At 69.4% G+C, this 18083-nt stretch carries 16 protein-coding genes; 15 read left to right on the top strand and 1 reads right to left on the bottom strand.

What is annotated here, in order from left to right:
* Positions 1-134: 134 nt before the first annotated feature.
* The 12 genes from OO54_RS03170 to OO54_RS03115 all read left to right on the top strand — a co-directional run bounded on the left by OO54_RS03170 (position 135) and on the right by OO54_RS03115 (position 14108).
* Positions 135-713 (top strand): hypothetical protein, encoded by a 579-nt coding sequence (locus OO54_RS03170; protein ID WP_033201323.1) that lies wholly within the window; start codon positions 135-137, stop codon positions 711-713.
* Positions 714-1167: 454 nt separating this feature from the next.
* The gene (locus OO54_RS03165; RefSeq protein ID WP_033201322.1) at positions 1168-2808 is read left to right on the top strand and encodes a peptide ABC transporter substrate-binding protein; all 1641 of its coding nucleotides are present in this window, start codon (positions 1168-1170) and stop codon (positions 2806-2808) included.
* Between the two features lie 173 nt (positions 2809-2981).
* Positions 2982-3914, top strand: coding sequence for an ABC transporter permease (locus tag OO54_RS03160; protein ID WP_017239906.1), 933 nt, complete (start codon positions 2982-2984; stop codon positions 3912-3914).
* On the top strand, positions 3907-4857 hold the full coding sequence (locus OO54_RS03155; protein WP_017239907.1) for an ABC transporter permease: 951 nt from the start codon (positions 3907-3909) through the stop codon (positions 4855-4857). The genes OO54_RS03160 and OO54_RS03155 overlap by 8 nt, the downstream gene beginning before the upstream one ends.
* 14 nt (positions 4858-4871) lie before the next feature.
* Positions 4872-5927 (top strand): ABC transporter ATP-binding protein, encoded by a 1056-nt coding sequence (locus OO54_RS03150; protein WP_033201321.1) that lies wholly within the window; start codon positions 4872-4874, stop codon positions 5925-5927.
* Positions 5920-7002, top strand: a complete 1083-nt coding sequence (locus tag OO54_RS03145; RefSeq protein WP_033201320.1) for an ABC transporter ATP-binding protein — start codon at positions 5920-5922, stop codon at positions 7000-7002. Before OO54_RS03150 ends, OO54_RS03145 begins: the two co-directional genes overlap by 8 nt.
* Before the next feature lie 172 nt (positions 7003-7174).
* A complete protein-coding gene (locus tag OO54_RS03140) occupies positions 7175-8803 on the top strand; it encodes a peptide ABC transporter substrate-binding protein (protein WP_033201319.1) in 1629 nt (542 codons plus the stop codon).
* 114 nt (positions 8804-8917) lie between these two features.
* Positions 8918-9841, top strand: a complete 924-nt coding sequence (locus tag OO54_RS03135; RefSeq protein ID WP_033201318.1) for an ABC transporter permease — start codon at positions 8918-8920, stop codon at positions 9839-9841.
* Positions 9834-10838, top strand: coding sequence for an ABC transporter permease (locus OO54_RS03130; protein ID WP_033201317.1), 1005 nt, complete (start codon positions 9834-9836; stop codon positions 10836-10838). The genes OO54_RS03135 and OO54_RS03130 overlap by 8 nt, the downstream gene beginning before the upstream one ends.
* 6 nt (positions 10839-10844) lie before the next feature.
* Positions 10845-11828, top strand: coding sequence for an ABC transporter ATP-binding protein (locus tag OO54_RS03125; RefSeq protein ID WP_033201316.1), 984 nt, complete (start codon positions 10845-10847; stop codon positions 11826-11828).
* The gene (locus OO54_RS03120; protein WP_033201315.1) at positions 11821-12876 is read left to right on the top strand and encodes an ABC transporter ATP-binding protein; all 1056 of its coding nucleotides are present in this window, start codon (positions 11821-11823) and stop codon (positions 12874-12876) included. The genes OO54_RS03125 and OO54_RS03120 overlap by 8 nt, the downstream gene beginning before the upstream one ends.
* 230 nt (positions 12877-13106) lie before the next feature.
* Entirely contained in the window at positions 13107-14108 is a 1002-nt protein-coding gene (locus OO54_RS03115) for a hypothetical protein (RefSeq protein WP_033201314.1), read from the top strand.
* A gap of 31 nt (positions 14109-14139) precedes the next feature.
* Here OO54_RS03115 and OO54_RS03110 read toward each other — a convergent pair whose 3' ends face one another.
* A complete protein-coding gene (locus OO54_RS03110; RefSeq protein ID WP_033201313.1) occupies positions 14140-16302 on the bottom strand; it encodes a S9 family peptidase in 2163 nt (720 codons plus the stop codon).
* 169 nt (positions 16303-16471) lie between these two features.
* Between OO54_RS03110 and OO54_RS03105 the strand changes: the two genes are divergently transcribed.
* The 3 genes from OO54_RS03105 (at position 16472) to OO54_RS03095 (ending at position 17992) form a co-directional block, all read left to right on the top strand.
* A complete protein-coding gene (locus OO54_RS03105) occupies positions 16472-16666 on the top strand; it encodes a hypothetical protein (protein ID WP_033201312.1) in 195 nt (64 codons plus the stop codon).
* Between the two features lie 73 nt (positions 16667-16739).
* Complete coding sequence (gene mshB / locus OO54_RS03100) at positions 16740-17630, top strand: N-acetyl-1-D-myo-inositol-2-amino-2-deoxy-alpha-D-glucopyranoside deacetylase (RefSeq protein ID WP_033201311.1); 891 nt, start codon at positions 16740-16742, stop codon at positions 17628-17630.
* Between the two features lie 8 nt (positions 17631-17638).
* Positions 17639-17992, top strand: coding sequence for a DUF6113 family protein (locus OO54_RS03095; RefSeq protein WP_033201310.1), 354 nt, complete (start codon positions 17639-17641; stop codon positions 17990-17992).
* The last annotated feature ends 91 nt before the right edge of the window (positions 17993-18083 follow it).

Raw genomic sequence — 18083 nt, 5'->3', positions numbered from 1 at the left:
GTGACGCCACGGCGAGCGCGAGCGCTCGCTAGTGTGACTGGGCCCCGGCGGTTGCGCCGGGGCCCAGTCGTACGGGGGCGGCTGTCGCCTTCCCTCGTACCGAACATGGGGGAACGATCCTTTTGACCAGAAGGATGAAGGCACTCGCGGCGACGCTGTCCATGGCGGGGGCCATGGTCGTGGCCCTTCCGGGGGCGAGCGCGAGCGCCGCGGGCGACCCGATGTGCAGCCCGGGCCGGACCAAGCTGGTGTGGTCGAACGTGAAGAAGGAGTGGGTCGTCACCCACAAGAGGACCATCGAGAACTACACGGGCAGCCCGGCCAGCAAGACCTACTCCGCGGAGAAGGTGAAGCAGGTCACCGCCGGCGTCACCGTCACCGCCGGTGCCACGGTGGGCGCGAACGTCGCGATCGGCAGTCTCGAGGTGAACACGGGCCTGGACCTCCAGCTCTCGGGCGCCAAGACCAAGACGACCGCCGAATCCATCACGTGGAACCTCTCGTCGGGCAGCAAGTACGTCTTCTACGCCGGTACGCGGACGGCACAGGGCTACTACACCCAGTACCGCTGCGACCGGGGCACCCGCTGGGTGACGACAGGGCGGTACGGGAAGGCCGTCAGCTGGACCGAGCTCAGCGAGGGCGGCCTGCGGTGCACCGTCCGGCCTCCGGCAGGCACCCTTGCGGCGGTGGCGAAGGCCAGGTATTGCTGAACCCCGCACGATGATCGGCGATCGGAAGCCCGGCACTCCTGACGGAGTGTCGGGCTTCCGGCGGATGTGACGTCCGACACCACGTCAGGACGGCGCGGTCGCGGGGTCCGCCGTCAAGTCCAATACCTCACCCGGCTGTCCGGATACCGGGCGTCGCTCTCCGGAACGTGTATTAACAGTCCGTTTCGGGGGTGTCTGTCTGAACTCACTTTGTCCGGATTTCGGTATCCAAGGGCCTGGTGATGTTGTCAAAACGAGACCGCTTAAGTGTGGTTTACGGCCCGGTCGTACTTAATAGTTGGCTCCATTGAGCTCGGGTCAATGGGTCACGCACTGTGGGGAGTGCCGACTCACGAGCACACTTGGGGCACATGAGTGCAACGCCGTCAGGGGTGTCGGCAACACTCGAAGTGCCCCCCATGTAGCGACATAGTGGACTCATGAGGAGGAACCCATGCGCGGTGCCAAGAGCGCCAAGTGGGTAACGGGCGCGATCATCGTCGCCCTGGCTGCGACCGCCTGTGGCGGGGGCAAGAGTGACGGCGGCTCGGACGCCAAGGGCACTGTGGACCCGAACGGGATCTTCACCACCGACCTTGGTGAGCCCGAGAAGCTGCTGTACACCGGCGACACGATGGAGTCGAACGGCGCCGGCGTGATGAAGGCCATCTACTCGAACCTCGTCGCCTACAAGGCCGATGGTTCGCTGGAGATGGTCAACGCCGAGTCGCTCACCACGACCGACTCGAAGACGTGGACCGTCAAGCTGAAGCCGGGCTGGACCTTCCACGACGGCACTCCGGTCACCTCGAAGTCCTACGTGGACGCGTGGAACTGGAACGCGCACATCGACAACGCCATGGGTCTCTCCTCGTGGTTCTCCGACATCGTCGGCTACGACAAGGTCCACCCGGAGGCGGAGGGCGCCAAGGCGACCGCCAAGACCCTGGCCGGCCTGAAGGTCGTGGACGACAACTCGTTCACCATCGAGCTGACCAAGGCCGTCCCGTACTTCGGCCACAAGCTCGCGTACACCCCGTTCGCGCCGCTGGCCGCGTCCTTCTACGCGAACCCGAAGGCCGCCGCCGAGAAGCCGGTCGGCAACGGTCCCTACAAGTTCAAGAGCTGGGACCACAAGAAGCAGATCGAGATCGTTCGCTTCGACGGCTACAAGGGCCCGAACAAGGCGAAGAACGGTGGTGTGATCTTCAAGAACTACACCACCCTCGAGACCGCGTACGAGGACCTGAAGTCGGGCAACCTCGACGTCATCCGCCAGATCGGTCCGAAGGACCTCCCGGTCTACCACCAGGACCTGGGCAACCGCGCGGTCGACGCCGACCACGCCGCCATCCAGTCCATCGCGGTCGCGTTCTACGCCGACCAGTGGAAGAAGCCGAAGCCGGTCGACGTCCGCGTCATCCAGGGCCTCTCGATGGCGATCGACCGCGCCACCATCACGAAGACCGTGCTCCAGGGCACCCGTGAGCCGGCGACCGGCTGGGTCCCGAAGGGCATCCTGGGCTACCAGGAGAACGCGGCGGGCGACGTCACCAAGTTCGACCCGGCCAAGGCCAAGGAGCTCATCAAGGCCGGCGGCGGCGTCCCGGGCAACAAGATCTTCATCCAGTTCAACGCGGATGGCGGTCACAAGGAGTGGGTCGACGCTGTCTGCAACAGCATCACCCAGGCCACCAGCGTCGCGTGTGTCGGCGACAGCAAGACGGACTTCCAGGCGGACCTGACCGCCCGTAAGTCGAAGCAGGTCAAGTCCCTGTACCGTTCCGCCTGGTCGCTCGACTACCCGGTGAACTCGAACTTCATCAAGGACCTGTTCCACACCTCCGCGGCCGGCAACCAGGGCGACTTCTCCGTCAAGGAGCTGGACGCGAAGATCGAGGCCGCCGACTCGGCCGCCACCCTCGACCAGTCTGTCAAGCAGTACCAGGCTGTCGAGAAGGAGCTGGTCAAGTACATGCCGTCGATCCCGCTCTGGTACTACAAGGTCAACGCGGGCTACTCGGAGAAGGTCTCCGGCGTGACGTACGGCCAGGACGGTGACCCGATCCTGGACACCGTCGAGGTCAAGAAGTAATCACCCAAGCGTAGTCCGCACGCCGCCACGGGGCTGACGGAGCGTCAGCCCCGTGACGGTGCCTTACGCAGCGGCCGGGGGGCCCTTCCACGACAACCCATGCTCGGTATCCGGGCATGCCGTGTCGGGGGAGGGCCCGTTGGTTGCCGCTGTCACATCTCAACGGAGGCATGATGGGGCGTTATGTCGCACGACGACTGCTCCAGATGATCCCGGTATTCCTCGGGACGACCCTGCTGATCTTCCTCATGGTGCACAGCCTGCCCGGTGACCCCGTGCTGGCGATGTTCGGCGACAAGGGCGCCGACCCGGCGACGCTCGCCGCCAAGCGCCACGAGCTGGGTCTCGACAAGCCGACATGGCAGCAGTACCTCTTCTACATGCGGGACATGCTCCTGCACCTGGACTTCGGTACCCAGATCCGCAACGGTCTGCCGGTCACCGATGTGCTGGGCGACGCGTTCCCCATCACCCTCCAGCTGGCCACCCTGGCGTTCGCCATCGAGCTGATCTTCGGCATCGGCCTGGGTGTCATCGGCGGCCTGCGTGCCGGCCGTCTCGCGGACAACCTGATCCTGATCTTCACCCTGCTGATCATCTCGATCCCGGTCTTCGTCCTCGGCTTCATCATCAAGATGGTCTTCGCCTTCAACCTGGGCTGGATCGACCCGAACGTCAGCACCCAGCCGGAGTGGGGCGAGCTCATCGCGCCGGCCATCGTGCTCGGCTTCCTCTCCCTCGCGTACGTGGCACGACTCACCCGTACGTCCATGGCGGAGAACCTGCGCGCCGACTACATGCGCACGGCCGTCGCCAAGGGCCTGCCGCGCCGCCGCGTCATCGGCGTCCACCTGATGCGCAACTCGATGATCCCCGTGATCACCTTCCTCGGCACCGACATCGGCGCCCTCATGGGCGGCGCGATCGTCACCGAGTCGATCTTCAACATCAAGGGTGTCGGCGGTGTCATCGCCGAGTCGATCTCCCGTCGTGAAGGCGCCACCCTGGTCGGCCTGGTCACCATCCTGGTGATCGTCTACCTCGTCACCAGCCTGCTCATCGACCTGCTGTACGCGGTCCTGGACCCGAGGATCCGGTATGCCTGACGTGACCAAGACCGCCACCGTCGAGGACGCCGTCGCCACCCCCTCGGTGGACGCGTCCGCGCCGGCGGAGAAGCCGGAGAAGGCCCGCAGCCTCTGGGGCGACGCCTGGGCCGACCTCCGCCGCAACCCGTACTTCATCGTCTCGTCGGTGCTGATCGCGCTGCTGCTGCTGATCTCGGCGTGGCCGACCCTCTTCACCAGCGCGTCCCCGACCGCCGGTGACCTGGTCCACCACTTCCTGAGCAAGCCCGAGCTGAGCAAGGTCGGTTCGGCGGAGTGGCTCGGCTACGACCAGCAGGGCCGTTCCGTCTACGCCCGACTGATCCACGGCACCAGCGCCTCGGTCACGGTCGGCATCGCGGTCACCGCGATCGTCACCGTCGTCGGCGGCATCATGGGCATGATCTCGGGCTACTTCGGCGGCATGATCGACGCCGTCCTGTCCCGGCTCACCGACGTCTTCTTCGGCATCCCGTTCCTGCTCGGCGCCATGGTCGTCCTGCAGGCGTTCGTCGAGCGGACCGTCTGGGTCGTCGTCTTCGCCCTCGCGTTCCTCGGCTGGACCCAGATCACCCGCGTCATGCGCGGTGCCGTGATCACCATCAAGCAGGCCGACTACGTCCACGCGGCGAAGGCCCTCGGCGCCGGCACGACCCGGATCCTCTTCCGGCACATCCTGCCGAACGCCATGGCCCCCGTCATCGTCGTCGCGACCATCGCGCTCGGCGGTTACATCTCGGCCGAGGCGACCCTGTCCTACCTGGGTCTCGGCCTCGCCGCCCCCACCGTCTCGTGGGGTGTCGACATCTCCGCCGGTGTCGCCCAGATCCGAGTGGCCCCGCACGTCCTGCTCTGGCCCTCGATCATGCTGAGCCTCACCGTTCTGGCGTTCATCATGCTCGGCGAAGCCGTCCGCAACGCCCTCGACCCCAAGCTGCGCTGAGGAGGGCGTAAAAGATGAGCATCATCGACAAGACCGCGGCCGTCCCCGCGCCGCGCGGCGGCGACCACACCGGTCCGCTGCTCGAAGTCCGCGACCTGCACGTCGAGTTCCACACCCGTGACGGTGTGGCCAAGGCGGTCAACGGCGTCAACTACTCGGTGAACGCCGGCGAGACCCTCGCCGTCCTCGGCGAGTCCGGCTCCGGCAAGTCCGTCACCGCGCAGGCCATCATGGGCATCCTCGACATGCCGCCGGGCAAGATCCCGCAGGGCGAGATCCTGTTCCGCGGCGAGGACATGCTCAAGATGTCCGAGGAGGAGCGCCGGAAGATCCGCGGCCGGAAGATCGCGATGATCTTCCAGGACGCGCTGTCCTCCCTCAACCCGGTCCTCACCGTCGGCTACCAGCTCGGCGAGATGTTCCGGGTGCACCACGGCATGTCCAAGAAGGACGCCAAGGTCAAGGCCATCGAGCTGATGGACAAGGTCAAGATCCCCGCCGCCAAGGCGCGGGTCTCCGACTACCCCCACCAGTTCTCCGGCGGTATGCGCCAGCGCATCATGATCGCCATGGCGCTCGCCCTGGAGCCGGACCTGATCATCGCCGACGAGCCCACCACGGCTCTCGACGTGACCGTCCAGGCCCAGGTCATGGACCTCCTCGCGGAGCTCCAGCAGGAATACAACATGGGTCTGATCCTGATCACCCACGACCTCGGCGTCGTCGCCGACGTCGCGGACAAGATCGCCGTGATGTACGCCGGCCGGATCGTCGAGCAGGCTCCGGTGCACGAGCTGTACAAGCGCCCCGCGCACCCGTACACCCGCGGTCTGCTGGACTCGATCCCGCGCCTGGACCAGAAGGGCCAGGAGCTCTACGCGATCAAGGGCCTGCCGCCCAACCTGCTCAAGGTTCCCACCGGCTGCGCCTTCAACCCGCGCTGTCCCAAGGCCGACGACCTCTGCCGCACGGAGATCCCGGCCCTGGTGCCGGTCACCGAGCAGAACGGCGCGGACCTCCCGGGCCGCAAGAGCGCCTGCCACTTCTGGAAGGAGACGATCCATGGCTGACCTGAACGACGAGGCCGTGGCCGCCGCCCTCGACGCCCCTGTGGGCCGCGGCGAGCCGATCCTCCAGGTGCGCAACCTGAAGAAGCACTTCCCGCTGACGCAGGGCATCCTCTTCAAGAAGCAGGTCGGCGCGGTCAAGGCCGTGGACGGGGTCTCCTTCGACCTCTACCAGGGCGAGACCCTCGGCATCGTGGGCGAGTCCGGCTGTGGCAAGTCCACGGTCGCCAAGCTCCTGATGAACCTGGAGCGGGCCACCGCCGGCGAGGTCTTCTACAAGGGCCAGGACATCACCAAGCTGTCCGGGCGCGCGCTGAAGGCCGTCCGCCGCAACATCCAGATGGTGTTCCAGGACCCGTACACCTCGCTGAACCCGCGCATGACGGTCGGCGACATCATCGGCGAGCCCTTCGACATCCACTCCGAGGTGGCCCCGAAGGGCGACCGGCGCCGCAAGGTGCAGGAGCTGCTGGACGTCGTCGGTCTGAACCCGGAGTACATCAACCGGTACCCGCACCAGTTCTCCGGCGGTCAGCGCCAGCGCATCGGCATCGCCCGCGGTCTCGCGCTCAACCCCGAGATCATCATCTGCGACGAGCCGGTGTCGGCCCTGGACGTCTCCGTCCAGGCGCAGGTCATCAACCTGATGGGGAAGCTCCAGGACGAGTTCAACCTCTCCTACGTCTTCATCGCGCACGACCTGTCGATCGTCCGGCACATCTCGGACCGCGTCGGCGTCATGTACCTCGGCAAGATGGCCGAGATCGGTACGGACGAGCAGATCTACGAGCACCCGACGCACCCGTACACGCAGGCGCTGCTCTCCGCGGTGCCGGTGCCGGACCCGGAGGCCCGCGCGCACCGCGAGCGGATCATCCTGACCGGTGACGTCCCCTCGCCGGCGAACCCGCCGTCGGGCTGCAGCTTCCGCACCCGTTGCTGGAAGGCGCAGGAGAAGTGCTCCCAGGAGGCTCCGGTCCTCGCGATCCCGGAGCGCTTCAAGGGGCAGGACACCCCGGCCGCGCACTTCTCCGCGTGCCACTTCGCCGAGGAGAAGAACGTCGTTCCGGCGCACTGACGCACACGGCGCATGAGCAGAGGGGCGCCCCCGGTCCACACGGACCGGGGGCGCCCCTTCGTCATGGGTGCCCGCGGCGGGGCATCCGTACGGGTGCCCTGGAAATGCAGGTCCTTCCATATGAGGTGATATTGGGGCCTAAGTGAGACTCAGGACATTTGGGAGGCACTCCATGCGCGGAGCCACGCACGCCAAGTGGGCCGCACTGGCCACCGCCGTCGCCCTCACGGCGACCGCCTGCGGTGGCGGCGACGACAGCGGCGGCGGCGGAGGTGCCGACGGCATCGTGAGTTCCTCGTGGGGCGACCCGCAGAACCCGCTGGAGCCCGCCAACACCAACGAGGTCCAGGGCGGCAAGGTCCTCTCCATGATCTTCCGCGGGCTCAAGCAGTACGACCCGAAGACCGGCGAGGCCAAGGACATGCTCGCCGAGAAGATCGACACGACCGACTCGACCAACTTCACGATCACGGTCAAGGACGGCTGGACCTTCTCCAACGGCGAGAAGGTCACCGCCAAGTCCTTCGTCGACGCCTGGAACTACGGCGCCCACCTGAAGAACAACCAGAAGAACGCCTACTTCTTCGGCCAGATCGAGGGCTACGACCAGGTCCACCCCGAGAAGGGCGAACCGACCGCCGAGACGATGTCCGGCCTCAAGGTCACGGGCCCCCAGACCTTCACGGTCAAGCTGACCCAGAAGTTCTCCACCTGGCCCATCACCCTGGGCTACGCGGCCTTCTCCCCGCTCCCGCAGGCCTTCTTCACGGACCACGCCGCCTGGCTGTCGAAGCCCATCGGCAACGGCCCGTACACCGTCGACTCGTACTCCAAGGGCTCCCAGATGGCCCTCAAGCGCTGGGACTCCTACCCCGGCGCCGACAAGGCCCAGAACGGCGGCATCACCCTCAAGGTCTACACCGACAACAACACCGCCTACACGGACCTGACGGCCGGCAACCTCGACCTCGTCGACGACGTGCCCGCCTCCCAGCTCAAGAACGTCGAGGCCGACCTCGGCGACCGCTACATCAACGTGCCCGCCGGCATCATCCAGACCCTGTCCTTCCCGTTCTACGACCCGGCCTGGAACAAGCCCGGACAGGAGAAGCTCCGCCAGGGCCTCTCCATGGCGATCGACCGCAGCCAGATCACCGACACGATCTTCCAGAAGACCCGCACCCCCGCGGTCGACTGGACCTCCCCGGTCCTCGGCGAGGACGGCGGATTCAAGGACGTATGCGGCGACTTCTGCAAGTACGACGCCGCCGAGGCGAAGAAGCTCGTCGCCGAGGGCGGCGGCATCCCCGGCGGCACCATGAAGATCTCGTACAACGCCGACACCGGCTCCCACAAGGAATGGGTCGACGCGGTCTGCAACTCCATCAACCGGGCCCTCGGCGACAACAAGGCCTGCGTCGGCAATCCGGTCGGCACCTTCGCCGACTTCCGCAACCAGATCACCCAGTCGAAGATGGACGGCCCCTTCCGGGCCGGCTGGCAGATGGACTACCCGCTCATCCAGAACTTCCTCCAGCCGCTGTACTACACCAACGCCTCGTCCAACGACGGCAAGTACTCCGACCCCGAGTTCGACAAGCTGGTGAACCAGGCCAACGCCGAGGCCGACACCGCGAAGGCGATCGCGCTCTTCCAGCAGGCCGAAGGCGTCCTCCGCGACGACATGGGCGCCATCCCGCTCTGGTACCAGAACGGCAGCGCCGGCTACTCGGAGAACGTCTCGAACGTGTCCCTGAACCCGTTCAGCGTCCCGGTCTACGACCAGATCAAGGTCAACTGACGCCGTAGCAGGCCGTACAGGTCGGCGGCGTACGGCCCGGCCCGCGGACCCCCGCGCCGCCGGGCCGTACGCCTTCCCCAGTCCTTTCCCCGGAGCCAACCCCCGGAGCCCCTCATGGGTCGATATGTGATCCGGCGGCTGCTGCAGATGATCCCGGTCTTCTTCGGCGCCACGCTGTTGATCTTCCTGATGGTGAACGTGATGGGCGACCCCATCGCCGGCCTGTGCGGTGACCGCCAGTGCGACCCGGCGACCGCCGCCCAGCTGGAGAAGGAGTTCGGACTCGACAAGCCCCTCTGGCAGCAATACCTGACCTACATGGGCAACGTCTTCACCGGAGACTTCGGCACCGCCTTCAACGGCCAGCCCGTCACCGAGCTGATGGCCAGCGCCTTCCCGGTCACCATCCGGCTCACCATCGTCGCGATCTTCTTCGAGATCCTCATCGGCATCAGCCTGGGCGTCGTCACCGGCCTCAAGCGCGGCCGCCCCGTCGACACCACCGTGCTGCTGCTGACCCTGGTCGTCCTCTCCGTCCCGACCTTCGTCACCGGCCTGCTCATCCAGCTGCTCCTCGGCGTCAAATGGGGCTGGATCAAGCCGGCCGTCTCGCCCGAGGCGCCCTTCAGCGAACTCATCGTGCCCGGCCTGGTGCTCGCCTCGGTCTCGCTCGCCTACGTCACCCGGCTCACCCGGACCTCGATCGCCGAGAACAAGCGCGCCGACTACGTCCGCACCGCCGTCGCCAAGGGCCTGCCCCGCCGCCGGGTCATCAGCCGCCACCTGCTGCGCAACAGCCTCATCCCCGTGGTGACGTTCATCGGCGCCGACATCGGCGCGCTCATGGGCGGCGCGATCGTCACCGAACGGATCTTCAACATCCACGGCGTCGGCTACCAGCTCTACCAGGGCATCGTCCGTCAGAACACGCAGACCGTGGTCGGCTTCGTGACCATCCTCGTCCTGATCTTCCTGCTGGCCAACCTCCTGGTCGACCTCCTGTACGCCGTCCTTGACCCGAGGATCCGCTATGCCTGAGCCCGAGCCGTTTGAGCCGCTTGAGTCGTACGGCGAGGAAGGACGCGCGATCGCCTCGACCGGTGCCGGAGGAGCGTCCGACCTCGCCACAGCGGAGGCGGAGACCCTGGAGAAGAACCTCGGCGGCCCCGAGGGCGCCGGCCCCGACAAGAAGGCCCGCTCCCTCTGGTCCGACGCCTGGCACGACCTGCGCCGCAACCCGGTGTTCATCATCTCCGGGCTCGTCATCCTCTTCCTGGTGATCATCTCCATCTGGCCCCAGCTGATCGCCTCCGGAGACCCCCTCGACTGCGACCTGTCCAAGGCGCAGGAAGGCTCCCAGCCCGGCCACCCCTTCGGATTCAACGGCCAGGGCTGCGACGTCTACACCCGCACCGTCTACGGCGCCCGGACGTCCGTGACCGTCGGCGTCCTCGCCACCGTCGGCGTCGCGATCCTGGGAGGCATCCTGGGCGGGCTCGCCGGCTTCTTCGGCGGAGCCTGGGACGGTTTCCTCTCCCGGATCACCGACGTCTTCTTCGCCATCCCCGTCGTCCTCGGCGGCCTGGTGCTGCTCTCCGTGGTCACCAGCTCCACCGTCTGGCCCGTCATCGGCTTCATGGTGCTCCTCGGCTGGCCCCAGCTCTCCCGCATCGCCCGCGGCTCCGTCATCACCGCCAAACAGAACGACTACGTCCAGGCGGCCCGGGCCCTGGGCGCGTCCAACTCCCGGATGCTGCTGCGCCACATCACGCCCAACGCCATCGCGCCGGTGATCGTCGTCGCCACCATCGCCCTCGGCACGTACATCTCGCTCGAAGCGACCCTGTCGTACCTCGGCGTCGGCCTGAAGCCGCCGACCGTCTCCTGGGGCATCGACATCTCCTCGGCGTCGCAGTACATCCGCAACGCGCCCCACATGCTGCTCTGGCCGGCCGGCGCGCTCGCCATCACCGTGCTCGCCTTCATCATGCTCGGCGACGCCGTCCGCGACGCCCTCGACCCCAAGCTGAGGTAGGGATCCATGCTGCTCGAAGTGCGCGACCTGCACGTGGAGTTCCACACCCGGGACGGGGTCGCCAAGGCCGTCAACGGCGTCGACTACTCGGTGAACGCCGGGGAGACCCTCGCCGTGCTCGGCGAGTCCGGCTCCGGCAAGTCCGTCACGGCCCAGGCCGTCATGGGCATCCTCGACATCCCGCCGGGGAAGATCACCCAGGGCGAGATCCTCTTCCAGGGCCAGGACCTGCTGAAGCTCAAGGAGGAGGAGCGGCGCAAGATCCGCGGCGCCAAGATGGCGATGGTCTTCCAGGACGCGCTGTCCTCCCTCAACCCCGTCGTCAGCGTCGGCGACCAGCTCGGCGAGATGTTCCAGGTCCACAAGGGCATGTCCCGCAAGGACTCCCGCGCCAAGGCCGTCGAGCTGATGGACCGGGTCCGCATCCCCGCCGCCAAGGAGCGCGTCGGCCAGTACCCCCACCAGTTCTCCGGCGGCATGCGCCAGCGCATCATGATCGCGATGGCGCTCGCCCTCGAACCCGAACTGATCATCGCCGACGAGCCGACCACCGCCCTCGACGTCACCGTCCAGGCCCAGGTCATGGACCTCCTCGCCGAGCTCCAGCGCGAGCTGAACATGGGCCTCATCCTGATCACCCACGACCTCGGCGTCGTCGCCGACGTCGCCGACAAGATCGCCGTGATGTACGCGGGCCGGATCGTCGAACGCGCCCCCGTCCACGAGATCTACAAGGCCCCCGCCCACCCCTACACCAAGGGGCTCCTCGAATCGATCCCGCGCCTGGACCAGAAGGGCCAGGAGCTCTACGCGATCAAGGGCCTGCCGCCCAACCTGCTGGCCATCCCGCCCGGCTGCGCCTTCAACCCCCGCTGCCCCCTGGCCCGGGACCGCTGCCGCACCGACGTGCCCCCGCTCTACGACGTGACCGAGTCCCCGGTGAAGCGCGCCAGCGCCTGCCACTTCTGGAAGGAGTGCCTCCATGGCTGAGGCGATTCTCGAAGTCCGGGGCCTGCACAAGCACTACCCGCTCACCCGGGGCATCCTGTTCAAGAAGCAGGTCGGCGCCGTCCGGGCGGTCGACGGGGTCGACTTCGACCTGGCCGCCGGGGAGACCCTCGGCATCGTCGGCGAGTCCGGCTGCGGCAAGTCGACCGTCGCGAAGATGCTGGTCAACCTGGAGCGGCCGACGTCGGGCGAGATCCGCTACAAGGGCGAGGACATCAGCAAGCTCTCCCCGCGCGCGCTGAAGGCCGTCCGCCGCAACATCCAGATGGTGTTCCAGGACCCGTACACCTCGCTCAACCCGCGCATGACGGTCGGCGACATCATCGGCGAACCGTACGAGATCCACCCCGAGGTCGCCCCCAAGGGCGACCGGCGCCGCAAGGTGCAGGACCTGCTGGACGTCGTCGGCCTCAACCCGGAGTACATCAACCGGTACCCGCACCAGTTCTCCGGCGGTCAGCGCCAGCGCATCGGCATCGCCCGCGGTCTCGCGCTCCAGCCCGAGATCATCGTGGCCGACGAACCGGTCTCGGCGCTCGACGTCTCCGTCCAGGCGCAGGTCGTCAACCTCCTGGGCAACCTCCAGACCGAGTTCTCCCTGTCGTACGTGTTCATCGCCCACGACCTCTCGATCGTGCGGCACATCTCCGACCGGGTCGGCGTCATGTACCTCGGCCGGATCGTCGAGATCGGCACCGACGCCGAGATCTACGAACACCCCACGCACCCGTACACGCAGGCGCTGCTCTCCGCGGTGCCGGTGCCGGACCCGGAGGCCCGCGCGCACCGCGAGCGGATCATCCTCACCGGCGACGTCCCCTCGCCGGCCGACATCCCCTCCGGCTGCCGCTTCCGCACCCGTTGCTGGAAGGCCCAGGAACGCTGCACCCTGGAAGTCCCCGAACTCGCCGTCCCGGCCGTCTTCCGCCTCACCGAAAGCCCGGCCAAGCACGACTCCGCCTGCCACTTCGCCGAGGAGAAGCAGGTGGTCCCGCCGGAGGACGACGGGGAGGAGCCCCCGTCCCCTTGAGGCGCGGCCCTTTAACGAGCGGGCAACCCGACGGAATCCCCTCCGATATACGGACGCGGCAGGCTCGGTGACGTACGGCCGTGCGGGTGCCGTAGGCCGGCCGGGGCGCCTCGCGCGTCCCGGCCGGCCGCGCCTCTTCCCGGCCCGCCTCCCCTCCGTGGCACAGCCGTCTTCCCCCGGACATGCGGAACCGCTTGTTTCGGTCGGTCGCGACCGTGAGTATCGGGTCCGTGACTGTGACACGACCGGCACGTCTCACGGGCGCCGCGCTCTGCGCCGCGCTCGCCCTCATCGCCGCCGTGTGGATCCTCAAGGACCTCGCCGCGCTCGGGTCGCCCGTCGACCTCGCGTGGTACTGGGCCGGGGACCACTTCTTCCTGATCCGGGGGCGGTCCGCCACCTCGCTGACCGACCCGGTGCTGCTCGCCGTCTCCGCGGCCGGCGCCGTCGCCGCCCTGCGGTCCCGGCACGCGGCCTCCGCGCTCGCCGCCACCGGCACGGTCACGCTCGCCCTGCGGCTGCCCGGGCTGTGGGCGGCGGACAGCGGGGCGCTGGTCACCGCGCTCGCCGAACTGGCCCTCGCCGCCGGTCTTGTCGTCACCGCCGCGGCGGGCCGGCGCCCGGCGACCGCCGCGTACGAACGCCTCCCCACCCGGCCCCCCACGGGCCGCGCCGTCGCCGCCGGCGTCCTCCTCGCGGTCGCCGCCGCCGTCCTGACCCTGTGGGAGGTGTACTGGGCGACCGAACTGCCGGTGGAGGTCACCGTCGACCGGCTCACCGGCGGCCGGTCCGTCGTCAAACCGGCCCTCGCGCCGCCCCCCGGCTGGCTGGCGGCGATGCTGGTCGGCCTGTACGCCGCGGCCGCCGGCTCCGCCTTCGCCCGGGCCCGTCACAGCAGGGCGTTCGGCCTGCTCGCCGGAGGGTTCCTGGCGGCCGTCGGTCTCGCCGAGGTCGCGCGGGCCGTCCGGTACGAACTGGCCGCCCACTTCGACGAACTCCCCACCGTGCAGCAGCTGGTTATCCTCAGTGCCGTCTTCGGCCTGCTCGCCGGCATCGCGGTGCTCGTCCTCCTCGCCGCGCGCGGCGAGGAGGACCCCGCACCCGGCGCCTACGGGCCGGCCGGCCCGCACGCGCCGTACGGCCGGCCCGGTCCGTACGGGTCCTACGGGTCCTACGGGCCGGCCGGGTCGATGCCCCCGGCCCCGCCCTCCCCGCCGCCGCCGGGCTGGTGACCCGGCCGGGCCGGCGGGGCACCCGTCCCCGTCACCCCGCCACGGCGAGCGCCCGCTTCAGGAAGTCCACCTGCAACAGGAGCAGGTTCTCCGCCACCTGCTCCTGCGGCGTCATGTGCGTGACCCCGGACAGCGGCAGCACCTCGTGCGGCCGGCCCGCCGCGAGGAGGGCGGAGGAGAGCCGCAGCGCGTGCGCCACCACCACGTTGTCGTCGGCGAGCCCGTGCACGATCATCATCGGCCGGGCCGGGCCCTCGGGAGCCGTGAGCCCGTCGTCGGTGAGCAGCGACTGCGCCGCGTACACCTCCGGGTCGTCCTGCGGGGTGCCGAGGTACCGCTCCGTGTAGTGGGTGTCGTACAGCCGCCAGTCCGCCACCGGCGCGCCCACGACCGCCGCGTGGAAGACGTCGGGCCGCTGGAGCACCGCCCTGGCCGCCAGATAGCCGCCGTACGACCAGCCGCGCACCGCCACCCGGTCCAGGTCGAGCGGGAAGCGCCCGGCCAGCGCGAGCAGCGCCTCCACCTGGTCGTCGAGCGTCGGCGTCAGGTCCCGCAGGATCGCCTTCTCCCAGGCGGGGGAGCGGCCCGGCATGCCCCGCCCGTCGGCCACGATCACCGCGAAGCCCTGGTCGGCGAACCACTGGGACGTCAGATGCGGGTTGTGCGCGGCGACCACCCGCTGCCCGTGCGGACCGCCGTACGGATCCATCAGGACCGGCAGCGGCCCGTCGCCCTCCTCGTACCCCGTGGGCAGCAGCACCGCGCACGGGATCCGCCGGGCACCGGCCTCGGTGAGCCGCACCCGGGCGGAGACCACCGGCCGCTGCGCGGACGAGGCCACCACCGCGACCTGCTCGCCGTCCCGCAGCACCCGCGCCACGCTCCCCGGCTCCCCGGGCCGCGCCGACACCAGGACCGCGACCGCCCCGCAGCGCACGGCCGCGTGCACCCCGACTCCCTCGGAGAGCCGCCGGGCCCCCTTCGCCGCCGACACCCGGTACACATGGATCTCGCCGGTCTCCGGCCCCGCCGCCGCCTCGCCCGCCGACGCCGACACGAGGACGTCGTCCGCGCCGACGTCGAGCACCGCCCGCACGTGCAGGTCCTCGCCCGTCCACGCGTCGTCCCCGACGGCCAGGACGCGCGCCCCGCTCTCGTCCGTGATCCGCACGAGCCCGCCGCCGGGCCCCCACGCGGGCGCCCCCCGGTGCAGCTCGAGCCACGCCGGGTCCGCCTCCGCCCGTACGGTGGAGGTCGTCCCCGACTCCACGTCCACCGCCAGGAACGCCTGCTCCCGCTGCTCCCGGGTCTGCACGAGCAGCAGCGGCGCCCCGGCGGCCGACCAGTGCACCCGCGCGAGGTACGGATACCGCTCCCGGTCCCACAGCACCTCCGTGCGCGCCCCGTCGAGGTCCACGAGGAAGAGCCGCACCTCCGCGTTGGCCGTCCCCGCCGCCGGGTACCCGACCCGCTGCGGCTCCCGTTCCGGATGCGCGGGGTCGGCGATCCACCAGCGCCGCACCGGCCGGTCGTCCACCCGCGCCACGAGCAGTCGATCCGCGCTCGGGGACCACCAGTAGCCGCGGTCGCGTCCCATCTCCTCGGAGGCGATGAATTCGGCCAATCCGTAGGAGACGTGCCCGTCTTCCGGAACGGCGAGTTCCCGGTCGCCCGAACCGTCCGCGCCCACCACCCGCAGCGCGCCCTCCGCCACGTACGCGACGAGCCGCCCGTCCGGCGAGGGGCGGGGATCGAGGACCGGTCCCGGCACCTCCAGCTCGCGCGCCGTCCCAGCCCGCAGTTCCGCCGCGAACAGCCGCCCCGACAGGGCGAACGCCGCCAGCTCCACCGCCCCGTCCACCGCGTACGTCACGATGCCTCCGGAGCCCTCCCGGCTCCGCTCCCGGCGCGCCCGCTCCTGCGGCGGCAGCTCCTCCTCCGCCCCCGCGAGCAGCGCCGCCGGGTCGGCGGCGAGCCGCTCCACCGGAGTGCCGCCCGGCGGCAGGTCGAGCACCCACAGCCGGTGCGAGCGGTCGGAGCCCGAACCGGATCGGACGAACACCACCCGCTCCCCGTCCGGGGACACCGAGAACCCTCGCGGAGCCCCCAGGGTGAACCGCTGGGTCCGGGCGAGCTGGCGCGGGAAGGAGAGCGGGGCCTGGGGTGTGGCCGGCTGCTGTCGAGTCGAGGTCATGAGGCCGAAAGTAGCGCTGTGCGCCCCCCGCGTGCCTCCGTCCGCCGATCGATGCGATGGCACGGATAGTTATGATCCGTAGCGCTAGGTGGGTATGTACCCGACTGGCACATGCGCGCTGCCCTGTCCGCTCGAATATCCGACCGAAGAAGTGTGGAGGTGAACCGCCGTGGCACTCTCGATTTCGGCGGTGGTGCTGCTGGCGATCGTCGTCTTCCTGCTGATCCGGAAATCCGGGCTGAAGGCTGGACATGCGGCGGTCTGCGCGCTCCTGGGCTTCTACCTGGCGAGCTCGTCCATGGCCTCGTCGATCAGCACCCTCACCACGAACGTGGCGGGCATGATCGGCGGCCTCAAGTTCTGACCCGGCGGGGTTCCGCCCCGGTCGGGCCCCGGGGTTCGGAGTTCGCGCGGGAGGGGTCTCGTAGGGTGGGGACATGACCGATCTCCCCGCCCGTCGTCTGCTCCTCGTGCACGCGCACCCGGACGACGAGTCGATCAACAACGGCGCCACCATGGCCAGGTACGCGGCCGAGGGCGCCCTTGTCACCCTGGTCACCTGCACGCTCGGCGAGGAGGGCGAGGTCATCCCGCCCGACCTCGCCCACCTGGCCCCCGACCGGGAGGACCGGCTCGGCCCGCACCGCGTCGGCGAACTCGCCGCCGCGATGCGCGAGCTGGGCGTCACCGACCACCGCTTCCTCGGTGGCCCCGGGCGCTTCCGCGACTCCGGAATGATGGGCGTAGAGCAGAACAAGCGCGACAACGCGTTCTGGAACACCGACGTCGACACCGCCGCCCCGTACCTCGTCGAGGTCATCCGCGAGACCCGTCCGCAGGTCCTGGTCACCTACGACCCCGACGGCGGCTACGGGCACCCCGACCACATCCAGGCCCACCGGGTCGCGACCCGCGCCGCGGAACTCGCCGCCGACCCCGGCTACCGGACCGACCTCGGCCCCGCCCACACGATCGCCAAGATCTACTGGAACCGCGCCCCCCGCCCGGTCGTCGAGGCCGGATTCGCCCGGCTCCGTGCCGAGGGCTCCGCCTTCCCCGCCGTCGCGGCCGTCGACGACGTCCCCGGCGTCGTCGACGAGGACCGGATCACCACCGAGATCGAGGCCGCTCCCGAGCACGTGGCCCGCAAGAGCGCCGCGATGGCCGCGCACGTCACCCAAGTCGCCGTCGACGGTCCCTTCTTCGCCCTCTCCAACGACCTCGGCCAGCCGATCCTCACCACCGAGTACTACGAGTTGGTCCAGGGAGCCTCCGGCGCCCCGGCCGGCGTCCGTGAGACCGACCTCTTCGCGGGGGTGACCGCGTGAGCGCCGCGATGCCCTCCCCGGCCGTCCGATATGCCTGGTACGCCCTCCTGGTCGTCCTCGGCGCCCTCGTCGGCACCGCCGGCGCGCTCGTCCAAGCGGCCTGGTTCCCCGGCGGCTTGTTCCTCGCGCTCCTCGCCACCGCCGCCCTCTTCTACGGAGGACTGCGGGCCACCGGCACCCAGGTCGCCGTCGCCGCGGCCGGCGCCGGCTGGCTCGTCGCGATCGTCCTGCTCAGTCTCGGACGTCCCGAGGGCGACGGGGTGTTCGGCGGAGGCGTCGGCGAGCTGGTCTACCTCTTCGGGGGAATGGCCGTCGCTGTGATGTGCACCACGCTCTTCCGGCTGCCGCGACCGACCCCGTGAACAGGACGACTTGAGGCGGGGACGTCCCGACTTCGTCCGGAATGACCGTCGTACGTCACCGGGGGATCGGGTACGAGTCGGCGGCGGCCAG

This window comes from Streptomyces wedmorensis, from assembly GCF_000716445.1.
In the GTDB taxonomy this organism is placed as follows: domain Bacteria; phylum Actinomycetota; class Actinomycetes; order Streptomycetales; family Streptomycetaceae; genus Streptomyces; species Streptomyces wedmorensis.
The sequence above is the reverse complement of the archived record's forward strand: the minus strand, read 5'-3'. Positions and strand labels throughout refer to the sequence as shown.